At 65.2% G+C, this 12070-nt stretch carries 10 protein-coding genes; 3 read left to right on the forward strand and 7 right to left on the reverse strand.

The window, feature by feature from the left end; translation table 11 throughout:
- The first annotated feature begins 34 nt into the window (after positions 1-34).
- The gene (locus BRAD3257_RS40220) at positions 35-199 is read left to right on the forward strand and encodes a hypothetical protein (RefSeq protein WP_174221549.1); all 165 of its coding nucleotides are present in this window, start codon (positions 35-37) and stop codon (positions 197-199) included.
- A 48-nt stretch (positions 200-247) separates the two neighbouring features.
- On the opposite strand, the gene BRAD3257_RS06305 is transcribed toward BRAD3257_RS40220, so the two are convergent.
- The 3 genes from BRAD3257_RS06305 to putA all read right to left on the reverse strand — a co-directional run bounded on the left by BRAD3257_RS06305 (position 248) and on the right by putA (position 5371).
- A complete protein-coding gene (locus BRAD3257_RS06305; RefSeq protein WP_122401133.1) occupies positions 248-895 on the reverse strand; it encodes a glutathione S-transferase family protein in 648 nt (215 codons plus the stop codon).
- 155 nt (positions 896-1050) lie between these two features.
- Entirely contained in the window at positions 1051-2256 is a 1206-nt protein-coding gene (locus tag BRAD3257_RS06310; RefSeq protein WP_122401134.1) for a CaiB/BaiF CoA transferase family protein, read from the reverse strand.
- 115 nt (positions 2257-2371) lie between these two features.
- The gene (gene putA / locus BRAD3257_RS06315; protein WP_122401135.1) at positions 2372-5371 is read right to left on the reverse strand and encodes a bifunctional proline dehydrogenase/L-glutamate gamma-semialdehyde dehydrogenase PutA; all 3000 of its coding nucleotides are present in this window, start codon (positions 5369-5371) and stop codon (positions 2372-2374) included.
- 114 nt (positions 5372-5485) lie between these two features.
- Between putA and BRAD3257_RS06320 the strand changes: the two genes are divergently transcribed.
- Positions 5486-5947, forward strand: a complete 462-nt coding sequence (locus BRAD3257_RS06320; protein ID WP_122401136.1) for an Lrp/AsnC ligand binding domain-containing protein — start codon at positions 5486-5488, stop codon at positions 5945-5947.
- 168 nt (positions 5948-6115) lie between these two features.
- Here BRAD3257_RS06320 and BRAD3257_RS06325 read toward each other — a convergent pair whose 3' ends face one another.
- The 4 genes from BRAD3257_RS06325 to BRAD3257_RS06340 form a co-directional block, all read right to left on the reverse strand.
- On the reverse strand, positions 6116-6316 hold the full coding sequence (locus BRAD3257_RS06325) for a cold-shock protein (RefSeq protein WP_008563500.1): 201 nt from the start codon (positions 6314-6316) through the stop codon (positions 6116-6118).
- Between the two features lie 208 nt (positions 6317-6524).
- Positions 6525-6833 (reverse strand): SorB family sulfite dehydrogenase c-type cytochrome subunit, encoded by a 309-nt coding sequence (sorB, locus tag BRAD3257_RS06330; RefSeq protein WP_162500136.1) that lies wholly within the window; start codon positions 6831-6833, stop codon positions 6525-6527.
- Between the two features lie 12 nt (positions 6834-6845).
- A complete protein-coding gene (gene sorA / locus BRAD3257_RS06335) occupies positions 6846-8045 on the reverse strand; it encodes a SorA family sulfite dehydrogenase catalytic subunit (protein ID WP_122401138.1) in 1200 nt (399 codons plus the stop codon).
- Between the two features lie 337 nt (positions 8046-8382).
- Positions 8383-10116, reverse strand: a complete 1734-nt coding sequence (locus tag BRAD3257_RS06340) for an adenylate/guanylate cyclase domain-containing protein (RefSeq protein ID WP_122401139.1) — start codon at positions 10114-10116, stop codon at positions 8383-8385.
- A gap of 375 nt (positions 10117-10491) precedes the next feature.
- On the opposite strand from BRAD3257_RS06340, the gene BRAD3257_RS06345 reads away from it, so the two are divergent.
- Positions 10492-12021: a glycosyltransferase family 39 protein gene (locus tag BRAD3257_RS06345; protein ID WP_162500137.1), complete on the forward strand. Its 1530-nt coding sequence runs from the start codon at positions 10492-10494 to the stop codon at positions 12019-12021.
- Positions 12022-12070 lie beyond the last annotated feature (49 nt).

Below are 12070 nucleotides of genomic sequence, written 5' to 3' on the forward strand. Positions count from 1 at the left end.
CGCAAGATAGAACTAGAAGCGATTCGGATGGTTCATGGCGGATACGAGGCAAGCCAACAAGGAGCGCAATCGCGAGATTGCGCGGAATGAAGAAGCCAAGCAGATCACCGGCAGCATCCGCGTCAGCACCTGGGCGGTTGCGGTGGCCGTCATCGTCGGCGGGATCCTGTTCACGCTCGGCTGGCTGTCGCTGAGGTAGCTTTTCTTCGCCTCTGCCCGCATGCGGGGAGAGGGAAAAGAAGAAGCCTCACTTCGCGTAATTCGTCATCCGTTTGCCCGGCAATAGCTCATAGGCCGGCTTCCAGCCTGGCAGCGCGGCCATGCGGCCGAGCCAGGCATGAACGGCCGGATGGCTCTGCGCGAAATCAAAGCCGTGCTCGTCGCTCGGATAGTGCAGATAGGCCATCATCGAGATGTCGGCGACCGTCGGCTTCGCACCGATCGCGAATTCATTGTGCTGGAGGTGCCCGTCGAGGATGCCGAGGAAATCCTCGAGTCGCCGGCGAAAATGCTTCAGCACCTGAGAATCGCTCTTTTCGGTGAAGGCGCGCATGAAGCGATAGGTCGCCATGTAGCCGGTGAGCTTGTGGTTGTCCCAGAACAGCCAGCGCAGCAGCTCGAACTTCTCGTCCTCCGTCTCGGCGGCGAAGCGGCCGTATTGCTCGGCCAGTCTCAGCAGCAGCGGCGCGGTCTGCGTCATCTTCGCGCCGTCGATCTCGAGCACGGGAATCTCGCCCATCTCGTTCACGTTCCGGCGCCACTCCGCCGTGCGCGTAACGCCGCCGGCGAAATCGGTCCAGACCGGCTCGAACGTCTCGCCGCAAAGCGTGAGCATCAGCGCCAGCTTGTAGCTGTTGCCGGATTCAGGGAAGTAGTGCAGGCGGTAGCTGGGCATGGGACCTCGCGGCATCGGTGTGTTGCCGATTGTTATAGCGAGATAGTCCCTCACCGTCATTGCGAGCGCAGCGAAGCAATCCAGCAATGCGTCCGCGGAGACACTCTGGATTTGCTTCGCTGCGCTCGCAATGACGGGGTTGGAGCGACGCGCTCCTAACCAACCGCCCCCGACGACCTCAGCGTCTTGATCGTCGCCTCGTCGTATCCCGCCTCGCGCAAGATCTCGTCACTGTGCTCGCCGACGGCGGGCGGCTTGCGCGGCTGCACCTTCTTGGCGCCGTCGATCCAGATCGGGCTGTTGATGGTCAGCATGGTGTCGTTCTCGAACGGCACCAGCACCTCGTTGTCGAGCATCTGCTTGTCGTTCGGGATGTCGTCCAGAATGGCGACGACACCGAACACGAGGCCATTGCCGTCGAGAATCTTGCGCCATTCGGCGAGATCCCTGGTGGCGAAGGTCTCGTCCAGGATCTTGATCAGCTCGACCGAGCGGGCGTGGCGGTCGGCCTTGGTGGCGAAGCGGGGATCGTCGATCAGATCCTCGCGCCCGAGGCAGCGCGCCAGCGTCGGAAACTGCTTCTCCTCGTTCAGCAGCGACAGGATCAGCCAGCGGCCGTCCTTGCACTGATAGTGATTGGCGACCGCATTGAGCGCGCGCTCGCGCGGTCGTCGCTCGCCGAACTTGGAGCCGCAGAGCTTTGCCTGGGCCAGCACGCTTGCCGCCCACACCCCGTTCGCCATCAGGTTGGAGGCGACGTGTGAACCCTTGCCGGTCTTCTCGCGCTGATAGAGCGCAGTGACGATGGCCCCGTAGAACGCCATGGCGCAGGGATGATCGCCCATGCCGGCGACCGAGCGCGCCGGCGTGGTGTCGGTGTCGGCGCGGACGAGGTCCATCAGGCCGGAGCGCGCCCAATAGGCGTTGCTGTCGAAGCCGGGCTTGTTGGCTTCCTCGCCCTTCTCGCCATAGCCGGTGAAGGAGGCATAGATCAGCCGATCGTTGAGATGGGCGAGATGGTCGTAGGTGATGCCGAGCTTGGCGCGCACCGGCGGCGGCATGTTGGTGATGAAGACGTCGGCTTCCGCCACCAGCTTGTAGAGCACGGCCTGCGCCTGGGGTTTTGCGAGGTCGAGCGCGATGCTCTTCTTGTTGCGAGCCTCCAAGAGCCAGGCGAAATTGTGCTCGCCGGTCGGATAACCCGGCAGGTTGGGCAGATTGCGGTAGGGGTCGCCGGTGCCGGGCGGCTCGATCTTGATGACATCGGCGCCGAAATCCGACAGCACGGTCGCGGCCGCGGGCGCTGCGATGAAGCTCGCGCAGTCCAGAACCTTCAGCCCCGCAAAAATGCCCTTGTCCATCGCGGCGTTGCTCCCTCGCTCCTGTTGTTTCCCGCGCGCTGGAATTGGCGCAGGCCAGTGATGGGAGCATTAGACCGATGTTTCGACGGGATGCAACGGCGCCGGGCGCAGGGCCTCACTCCTCCCCCGCAAGCAGTGCCGCATTGCCGCCCGCTGCAGCCGTGTTGATCGTCACCGTCTGCTCGGTGGCGAAGCGCGCGAGGTAGTGCGGGCCGCCGGCCTTGGGGCCGGTTCCGGACAGTCCGTTGCCGCCGAACGGCTGCACGCCGACCACGGCGCCGATCATGTTGCGGTTGACGTAGATGTTGCCGACGTGGACGCGGTCGATGATGGCCTCGACCGTATCGTCGATGCGGGAGTGCACGCCGAGGGTGAGCCCGTAGCCGGTGCGCTCGATGGCCTGCAACACGCGCGCGAGGTTCTCGGCGCGATAGCGCACGACATGCAGGATCGGCCCGAAGACCTCCTCGGTGAGCTGACCGGCCTCCTTGAGCTCGAAGATGTGCGGCGCGACGAAGCAGCCCTCCGGCGCCTGGCCTGCAAAGTGCAGCCGCGCCTCGCGCTTCATCCGCGCGATATGCGCATCGAGGCGCTGCTTTGCCTCCGTGTCGATCACCGGCCCGACATGCGTCGCGACGTCAGAGGGATCGCCGATCTTGAGCTCGCGCGCGGCGCCCGCGATCATCTCGATCATGCGGTCGGCGACATCCTCCTGCACGAACAAGAGCCGCAGCGCCGAGCAGCGCTGGCCGGCGGAGCGGAACGCGGAGGTGACGACATCGTCGGCGACCTGCTCGGGCAGTGCGGTCGCGTCCGCGATCATGGCGTTGATGCCGCCGGTCTCTGCGATCAGCGGCACGATCGGCCCGTCCTTGCCCGCGAGCGTCCGATTGATGCTGCGGGCGACCTCGGTCGAACCGGTGAAGACGACGCCGGCGATGTCCTGGTGTGCGGTCAGCACCGCCCCGATACGGCCGTCGCCGGTGACGAGATGCAGCGCGCTCCTGGGGATGCCGGCCTCGTGCAGCAGCGCGACGGCCTCATGTGCGATGCGCGGGGTCTGCTCGGCGGGTTTTGCGACCACGCTGTTGCCGGCCATCAGCGCCGCCGTGACCTGGCCGAGGAAGATCGCCAGTGGAAAGTTCCACGGCGAGATCGCCACGAACACGCCGCGGCCGCGCAGGCTAAGCGCGTTGCTCTCGCCGGTCGGGCCCGGCATGGCGGCATCGTTCCCGAACAGCTTGCGGCCCTGCGCGGCGTAGTAGCGGCAGAAGTCCGCGGCCTCGCGCAGCTCCGACAGCGCGTCGTCCAGCGTCTTGCCGCCCTCGCTTTGCAACAGCGTGATGAAACGGGCACCCCGGCACTCCAACAGATGCGCGGCCTGCTCCAGCGCTGCCGCGCGTGCGCCCGCCGGCGCCCGGCTCCAACTGGCGAAGCCCGCGCGCGCAGCGGCTACCGCCGCGTTGGCCTGATCCGGCGTCGCGTTGGTGACGGACTTGAGATCGGCTGCTTCCGCCTTGACGTCGGCCAGCAGCCGGTCGAGCGCGGCACGCTCACCGAATTCGATGCCGCGCGAATTGCGCCGCTCCGGCGCGAACAGATCTGCCGGCAACGGAATCCTGGGATGAGCGGCCTGTTGCGGTCGGCCGACGGCATCCGCCGGGCGCTGCAGCAGCGCCGAAACCGGCACGCGATAATCGGCGGCCTGCGCCACGAACGAGGAGTTGGCGCCGTTCTCCAGCAGCCGTCGCACCAGATAGGCGAGCAGGTCGCGATGGCTGCCCACGGGCGCATAGGTGCGGTAGGCGATGTCTGGGTGATCCTCGGCAAGCTGCTCGTAGAGCGCTTCGCCCATGCCGTGCAGGCGCTGGAATTCGAATCCGCCGCTGTCAGCGGCAAGCTCCAGCACGGTCGCGACCGTCAGCGCATTGTGGGTGGCGAATTGCGGGAAGATGCGCGGCCGCAGGCTCAAGAGTTTCGAGGCGCAGGCGACGTAGTTGAGATCCGTCATCGCCTTGCGCGTGAACACGGGATAGCCGTCGAGGCCGCGCTCCTGCGCGCGCTTGATCTCGGTATCCCAATAGGCGCCCTTGACCAGCCGGACCATCAGCTTGCGGTCATGCGCACGCGCCAGCGCATCGACATAGTCGATCATCGCGCTGGCGCGCTTCTGATAGGCTTGGATCGCCAGGCCAAATCCGTCCCAGCCGGCAAGTGAGGCATCGGCGAGCGTCGCTGCGATCACGTCGAGCGACAGCTCCAGCCGGTCGGCCTCCTCAGCGTCGACGGTGAAGTTGAGGTCGTGGGCTTTGGCGCGCTGCGCGAGGTCCAGCAGTTGCGGCACCAGTTCGGCCATTACGCGCGCGCGGCTGATCGCCTCGAAGCGCGGATGCAGCGCCGAAAGTTTTACCGAGATCCCGGGTCGGTCGGGCAGGGGATGGTTGCCAGCCGCTTTGCCGATCGTCTCGATGGCACTGGCATAGGCGTCGAAATAGCGCCTGGCGTCCGCCGCCGTGCGCGCGCCTTCGCCAAGCATGTCGAAGGAATAGCGCGGCTTCTGGCCCGAGCGCGGCCGGGCCCGCTCCAGCGCCTGCTCGATGGTTTCGCCCAGCACGAAATGATTGCCCATCAGCCGCATCGCCTGGCGCGTGGCGGTGCGCACCGCCGGTGCGCCCAGACGCTTCACCAGCCGGCCTATGGTGCCGTCGGGCGTCTCGCCGGGCTGGATCACCCGCGCCGACAGGCCGAGCGCCCAGGCCGAGGCGTTGACCAGGAACGCGGTGGACTTGGTCTCGTGGTGGATGAAGTCGCCCTCGCCGAGCTTGTCCTCGATGAACTGGTCGGCGGTCCGGGCATCGGGCACGCGCAGCAGCGCTTCCGCCAGCACCATCAGCGCGAGCCCCTCCTTGGTCGAGAGCGCGAACTCCCGCAGCATATCCTCGATCCCGCCGAGGCGGTCGTCGCGCTTGCGGATCGCCTCGATCAACCGCGTCGCGGCGCGGTCGATCCGCGCATCCTGCGGAGGGCTCAGATGGGCCGATGGCAACAGGCGCGCAGCAATGTCGGCGTCGTCAGGGGCGTAGGGAGCAGTGAAGGGCGGCGGGATGTTCGGCATGGCGTGTCCTGTGGCTGAAATTCAGGATAAAGCCCGCATGACCGTAGTTCGATAGACAATTTAGCCGATTTGCCTTAGAAAATGAAGATCATTCACCATTAAGCCTCGTAAGATATGGAACTTGATCGCATCGACCGGAGAATCCTCTCGATTTTGCAAGAGGACGGGCGCATCGCCAATGTCGAGCTCGCCGAGCGCATTGGCCTCTCGCCGACCTCGATCGGCGAGCGGCTGAAGCGCTTGCAGCGCGAGGGGTTCGTCGAGGGCTATGGCGCGCGGCTCAATCCGCACCGGCTCGGCCTCGGCTTGCTCGTGTTCGTCGAGGTGCTGCTCGACAAGACCACACCCGACAATTTCGAGCGCTTTGCGCGCGCGGTGAAGCTCGCGCCCGAGGTGCTGGAGTGTCACATGGTTGCCGGCGGCTTCGACTATCTTGTGAAGGCGCGGCTTGCGGACATGACCGCCTATCGACGCTTTCTCGGCGAGACCCTGCTGTCGATGCCGGGCGTGCGCGAGACGCGGACCTATGCGGTGATGGAGGAGATCAAGCGCGACGCACCATTGCCGGTGGGTTAGCGCAGTGCTGTCGCGATTGTCATTGCTGTAGTCGGAAAGGCGGTCTTTGCAGGAAAAATAGTTATCCTCGTGCAATCGCAACGCCTGTCGTCGAATGCACCGGCCGTCTTCTTAAATTTTTTGGCCCGCTCCCGGACAGATCCGGGAGGCAGCAAAGGCTGCGCGGGCTTATACTTTGAGGTTCTCCGCGGAGGTCTTGCCCCGGTTTGCGATCTCTTCGTATTCCACCGTCTGTCCCTCGTTGAGGGTGGACAGACCGGCTTTCTGCACCGCCGAGATATGCACGAACACATCCTTGCCACCCGACGCAGGCTGGATAAATCCATAACCCTTCGTCGGGTTGAACCACTTGACCGTACCTTTAGCCATCACGACTTCTCCGCGGGTCTTCCTCCGAGATCTCGAACCGCCAGTCCCCGCCAACCAGCCGGTTCGGTCATAGCAGGATACGCGGAATGTGGCAGGCTTGGTAGCTCAAACCACATCGGCATTTCGCCGAATTCCGCTCAACTTCGCGGCGTTTTTGCCGGTTTTGCCCGTTTCGCGGTCAAATGGCCCAGACGCGTCTCACCAACCGTCAATACGTCGCTGCCAGATAATCGACGATCTTGCCGACATCGGCATCGTCGATCGGTGCGCCATAGACCTTGATCATCTTGGTCACCTCGGCCTGCCAGAAGCCCTTCTTGTCCTTCATCGGCGGCTGCGTGGCGATGTAGTCGGACGAGTGGCAGGCGCTGCAATTGCCCTGCACGACCTCGAGATTGGGCCCCGGCTTGAACGCCGCGATCTCGTCGGGGGTCTTGTAATTGACCGGCGCGGCAAACGTTGAACCCACTGCCGCGGCGAGGGTGAGCGCGATGGCGAGGAGAACGGTGCGCTGCATGATCAGTCTCCTTCAGGCCACCGTCACGCGGACGGTTTCGACGACATTGCGCAAATAACCCGCCGGGTTCCAGCGCGGCGTATCCGGCTGTGTCTCGCCGCCATTGCCGGTGGCGCGGACCTTGAGCTCATGGCTGCCTGCCGCGAGCTTCACCGGCAGCTTCCATTCGCGGAAGGCGTACTTGCCGAGGTCCCTGCCGAGCTTTGCGCTCACCCAAGTCTGCCCGCCGTCGGTGGAGACCTGGACCTCCTTGATGCCCTTGCCGCCGTCGAAGGCGATGCCGCGCAGGGTGGTCGCTCCCGCCTTCAGCTTGGCGCCATCGGGGACGCTGGTGATGAAGGAGCGGATGGTGAAGCGGTTGATCGGGATCGTTGCCTTCGGCGCGGTGCCCGGCTCGACCGCGTTGTTGGGCGTGTCAGGGATGCGATAGGCCGACTTCATCCAGAAGCCGTCATAGACGTTGTCGATGACGGTGATCTCGTTGAGGTGCTTGACCCAGTAGGTGCCGTAATAACCGGGCACGATCAGGCGCAGCGGGAAGCCGTTGAGGAACGGCAGGTCCTCGCCGTTCATGCCATAGGCCAGCATCACCTCGCCGTCGGTGGCGTGATCGATGTCGAGGGCCTTGATGAAGTCCGGCGTCTTGTCGTTGACCGGCCCGTCCATGCCGTTGAACGTCACCTGCTTGGCGCCGGTCTGAACGCCCGCCAACTCCAGCACCGCCTTCAGCGGCACGCCGCGCCAGCGCGCACAGCCCATCGCGCCATTGGCGAGCTGGCCGCCGGCGACGCGCGGCTCGAAGAAGCCGCGGCTGTTGCCCGAGCACTGGTTGACGGCGACGATCTCCGTCGCCTTCATCTTCCTGATGTCTTTCAGCGACAATTTCAGCGGCTTGTCGACCTTGCCCTTGACCTCGAGCGTGAACTTGTCGGGGTCGAGATTGTAGGGCAGGTCGGAGAGGTGATAGCGCACGAAGAACGCGTTGTTCGGCGTGATCGGGCCGTCATTGAACACCGCAAACGGCGTCTCGAGCTGTGGCGGCCGGCTGGTGAGGCCGATCATTGGCCGCTTCTGCGGATATTTCACCAGCGGCCGTTCGCCATTGGCGAAGGGCAGGGTGACGGTGTCGAGTGCCAGCGCCTTGGTGGAATTCAGTGTGGCCGCAAGCGCGGCAAGCCCCGCTCCTTTGAGCAGGTCGCGTCGATCGAACATTCTGGTCTCCTCCCGGAGCTTTTCGTTGGACCAGCGGTCATCACCGTAAGACCCGTGCTCATCTGTCGCAACGATTTGGATGATGTCAATTCGTGCTTTCGCAGCAAGCCCATGCCGCTGCGTTGCAGCAGGCCGGTGTTACGCGGCGCGAGGAGAGAGTGGCGAGTCGTGGCGGTAGCGGCGGTGCGCTCGCCCTCTTCTGCTTGCGGGAGAGGTCGGCGCAAAGCGCCGGGTGAGGGCTCTTTCCTCTAGCGGATTGTCCCGTCGCGGAGAGACCCTCTCCCCAACCTTCCCCCGCAAGCGGGGGACAGAGCGCACCTGTCGCTTGGCTCGCGCCTCACGCCGCAACGCGCTCGCGTCCATCGACCAGCGCCCCCAGCTCCCTCACATCAGCGATCACGCGGACGGCCATCGGCTCGTCGCGGCCGCGGATTGCGACCTCCTGCTGCGGCAGGGCGTCCCCTGCAAGGTCCGCGGTGCGGCGGACCTCCTCCGAGACGATGGCCTCGCAGGCCAGCGTCTTGGTCATGTCCTGCAGGCGGGCGGCGACGTTGACGGCATCGCCGAGCGCGGTGAAGACGATGTGATCGCGATAGCCGATGTCGCCGATGATGACCTCGCCGCCATGGATGCCGATGCCGAAGCGGATCGGCTGGCGCAGATCGTGGCTCAAGAGCGCGTTGAGCTCGTCGATATGCATCGCGATGCTGCTGGCAGCCTTCAGCGCCTGCCGGCAGGCGGTCGGCGGATCGGCCGACAGCCCGAAAAGCGCCAGCATGCCGTCGCCGACGAACTGGTTCGGCTGCCCGCCGCTCTCTATCACGGCCTGCGAGACCGCGCCGAGGAAGCGGTTGACGATGAAGACCGTGTCGAACGGCAGCCGCTTCTCGGCGAGCTGCGTCGAGCCGCGCATGTCCACGAACAGGCTGACGAGATAGCGTTCCTGGCCGATGCGCGCCGGCGTCGAGGCCTGTCCATCCGCCGCATGCGTGTGGGGCGTGAAGAGCTGGAAGAAAGAGAGGTCGCAGTCCGGACGCAGCTGGCACGCAAGTCGGATCGACGGATCGGCGGTGCCGACGCGAGCGAGCACGAAGGCCTCGCGCTGCGATGGCTGGGGCAGGGCGCCATGGTCGCCGATGATGCGGATGCGGCAGGTCGAGCAACGGGCGCGGCCGCCGCAGACGCTGGCATGTGGCACGTTGTGGCGCAGACTCGCCTCCAGCACGGAGAGACCCTTTGGCACGCGCACCGTCTTGCCATTGCCGTAGGACAGGACAATCGTGCCACCGCGCCGTTCGCGCCAGGCGCGCACGCCGCGCGCCGCCAGCGCCAGTCCCAGCAACCCGAAATATCCGACGGTGAGGCCGCCGGTGATGCGGTCGAGCGTGTCGGCCTCCGCGACGCTGCCGACCTGGCGACGTGCGAGGTTGTGCGTGCGCCATTCGCCGTCGTCGGCCTCGAGTTCGACGCTACGGCCGCCCTGGTAGATGCCGAGCAACGACAACGTCGGGATCAGCACGGCGGCCGCGAGCAGATAGGGCGCCGCGCGCGTGAAGAACGGCTTGAGGCGAAGCCAGAAATAGATGCCGATGCAGCCGTGCACCCAGGCGATGAGAAGCAGGATCGTCATCTGCCAGAGCCGGCCCGGCGCCGCGACGAAGAACAGGTAGAGCTCCTGCGGATAGAGCTTCTGGTGTCCGTACAGCGTCTGGCCGAGGCGCACGCCGATCACATGCGCCATCACGAGAGCCGGAATGCTCAGTCCCAGCACGAGCTGCAGCGGCTCGATCGTCCGCCAGCGGAACTGCCGGCGCTGATACAGCGCGTAAATCCCGAGCCCCATATGGGTCAGCGCGGCCGTGTAGAACACGATCGCGACCGGCAGGAACTGCCAGAACAGGGTGTGGTAGTAGACCCCGATCTCCATGGCATCGACCGAGATGTTGCCGAGCGCATGGTTGAGGAAATGGCTGACCACATAACAGAACAGGATGATGCCGCAGATGAGCCGCACCTGCCGCGCGCTGGTCGCGCGGACGAGTTCGGGCATATGGACGGGAGCGGTGGCCATGATTCGGTTGTATCAGTTCATCGAGAAGAACAGCCAGCGTAGCGTTTAATTCCCCCCGCGGACAGCTCGCCCGATCACATGCGCGGCAAGCCGCCACCGTCGTCCCGGACAAGAGGGCCCCAGGCGCGTGCCGACCCAGGACCCATAACCACAGGATCGGCTTGCGCGCGAGCTGGCAACCGCGAGCCTTCGCCAAACTCCTCGCTGTGGTTATGGGGCCCGGATAAGCGCTCGCTCCGCGCGCTTGTCCGGGACGACAGCGCGAATGGGCTCCCCGCATTGACTCCCCCTCCCAGGTTGGCGAAAAGCGCGGCCGTGACGACAGCCTCTGACATCATCAAGCCCCTCCGCGGCGGCGCGCGCCGACCTCTAGTCATGGCGGCAGTGATCATCGCCGCGATGACCGTGCTCCGCATCGTCTATGCCTGCGCGATCGAGCTGCGCACCGATGAAGCCTATTACTGGACCTGGTCAAAGGAGGCTGCGCTCAGCTTCCTCGATCATCCCCCGGGAATCGCCTGGCTGATCCGTTTCGGAACCGCGATCTTTGGCGACACCACTCTCGGCGTTCGCTTCGGCGGCATCGTCGCGATGCTGGTGATGCAGCTGCTGCTCGGCGACCTCGTCCGCCGCCTCACGCATGATACGCGTGCGATTGTGGTCGCCGTGCTGATGCCGGAGGCTGCGCTCTATTACGGCCTGTTGATGGCCAAGGTCGCGCCCGATGTTGCGATGATTCCGTGTGCAATGGCGATGGTTTGGTCGCTGGTGCGGCTGGCGCAGAGCGGCGATGGCCGCTGGTGGCTCGCGGCCGGCCTGTTCGCGGGCCTCTCGGTGCTGTCGAAATTCACCGCGATCATGTTCGCACCCGCAGTGGCTGCCTTCCTGCTGGTGCCGGACTGGCGCTGGCGTTGGTTGCGCAGTCCCTACCCTTACCTCGCCATGCTGGTCGCGATCGCCGCGTTCTCGCCGGTGCTGATCTGGAACGCACAGCACGACTGGGCCTCGTTCCGTTTCCAGGGCGTGCGCGCCACCGCCAGTTACGGCATCTCGCTGCGCACGATCGGCGACTACATCGGCCTGCAATTCGGCCTGGTCGGCTTTGTCATGCTGCCGGTGGTGCTGACGGGCCTGGTGTTGACGGCGCGGCGCGGCTATCGCATGCGCGAGCCGGTCGCGATCCTCTTGTCCACCGCGGTGCTGGTGCCGTTTCTCTATTTCCTCGTGAAATCGCTGACACTTCGCGTCGGCGACACCTGGCCGATGTTCATGTGGCCGGTGGGCTTTGCGGCCGCCGCGGTGAACCTCGCCACGATGACGAAAGAGGGCTGGTCGGCCCGAATGCTCAAATCGACACTGGTCTGGGTCAACACGGCGATCGTCTCGGGCATCGCTTTCGTCGTTCTCGTGTTTCTCTATTACGTCGTCGCGCCCTGGAATCTGCTCGGCAAGATTGATCCGATCGGCGCCGAGGCCGGCTACGAGCAGGTCGCCGCGCGCGCGCAGGCTGCACTCGACGAGACCGGCGCCACCTGGATCGCGACCACCGACTATCGCACCTATGCCATGATGCGCTGGTTGTTCCGGGGCCGTGTGCCCGTGATCGAGCTCAACGAGCGCGGCCGCTTCCAGGATTTCCGCGATCCCGGCATGGACAAGATCAGGGGACATGCGGGGATCTATGTCGGGCGCGAACCGGACGATCGTTCGTCGCTGTGGGAGCGTATCCCGGCGAAACGCGAGCAACTTGGCGAGGTCGAGCGCCGTTGGCGCGGCCTCGTGATGGACACTTATGTGCTGGAGAAGCTGACCGGCTGGACCCCGGAGCTCTCGCCGCCGAAGGACTCGCCGCTATTCCAGTGGAAGGTGCTGGCGGGAGAAACCGAAAAGCGGGAGCGCGCCTAAAGCGCGATGAGATTTGGATGAATCGTCATCGCGCTTTAGCTTGTTGTTT

It is taken from the genome of Bradyrhizobium vignae (assembly GCF_900324035.1).
Taxonomy (GTDB): Bacteria; Pseudomonadota; Alphaproteobacteria; order Rhizobiales; family Xanthobacteraceae; genus Bradyrhizobium; species Bradyrhizobium vignae.

What these genes read in the sequence shown, in the direction of transcription:
- BRAD3257_RS40220 (WP_174221549.1), top strand. Translation starts at nt 35, where the DNA reads ATGGCGGATACGAGGCAAGCCAACAAGGAGCGCAATCGCGAGATTGCG.
- BRAD3257_RS06305 (WP_122401133.1), bottom strand. Translation starts at nt 895, where the DNA reads ATGCCCAGCTACCGCCTGCACTACTTCCCTGAATCCGGCAACAGCTAC.
- BRAD3257_RS06310 (WP_122401134.1), bottom strand. Translation starts at nt 2,256, where the DNA reads ATGGACAAGGGCATTTTTGCGGGGCTGAAGGTTCTGGACTGCGCGAGC.
- putA (WP_122401135.1), bottom strand. Translation starts at nt 5,371, where the DNA reads ATGCCGAACATCCCGCCGCCCTTCACTGCTCCCTACGCCCCTGACGAC.
- BRAD3257_RS06320 (WP_122401136.1), top strand. Translation starts at nt 5,486, where the DNA reads ATGGAACTTGATCGCATCGACCGGAGAATCCTCTCGATTTTGCAAGAG.
- BRAD3257_RS06325 (WP_008563500.1), bottom strand. Translation starts at nt 6,316, where the DNA reads ATGGCTAAAGGTACGGTCAAGTGGTTCAACCCGACGAAGGGTTATGGA.
- sorB (WP_162500136.1), bottom strand. Translation starts at nt 6,833, where the DNA reads ATGCAGCGCACCGTTCTCCTCGCCATCGCGCTCACCCTCGCCGCGGCA.
- sorA (WP_122401138.1), bottom strand. Translation starts at nt 8,045, where the DNA reads ATGTTCGATCGACGCGACCTGCTCAAAGGAGCGGGGCTTGCCGCGCTT.
- BRAD3257_RS06340 (WP_122401139.1), bottom strand. Translation starts at nt 10,116, where the DNA reads ATGGCCACCGCTCCCGTCCATATGCCCGAACTCGTCCGCGCGACCAGC.
- BRAD3257_RS06345 (WP_162500137.1), top strand. Translation starts at nt 10,492, where the DNA reads ATGGCGGCAGTGATCATCGCCGCGATGACCGTGCTCCGCATCGTCTAT.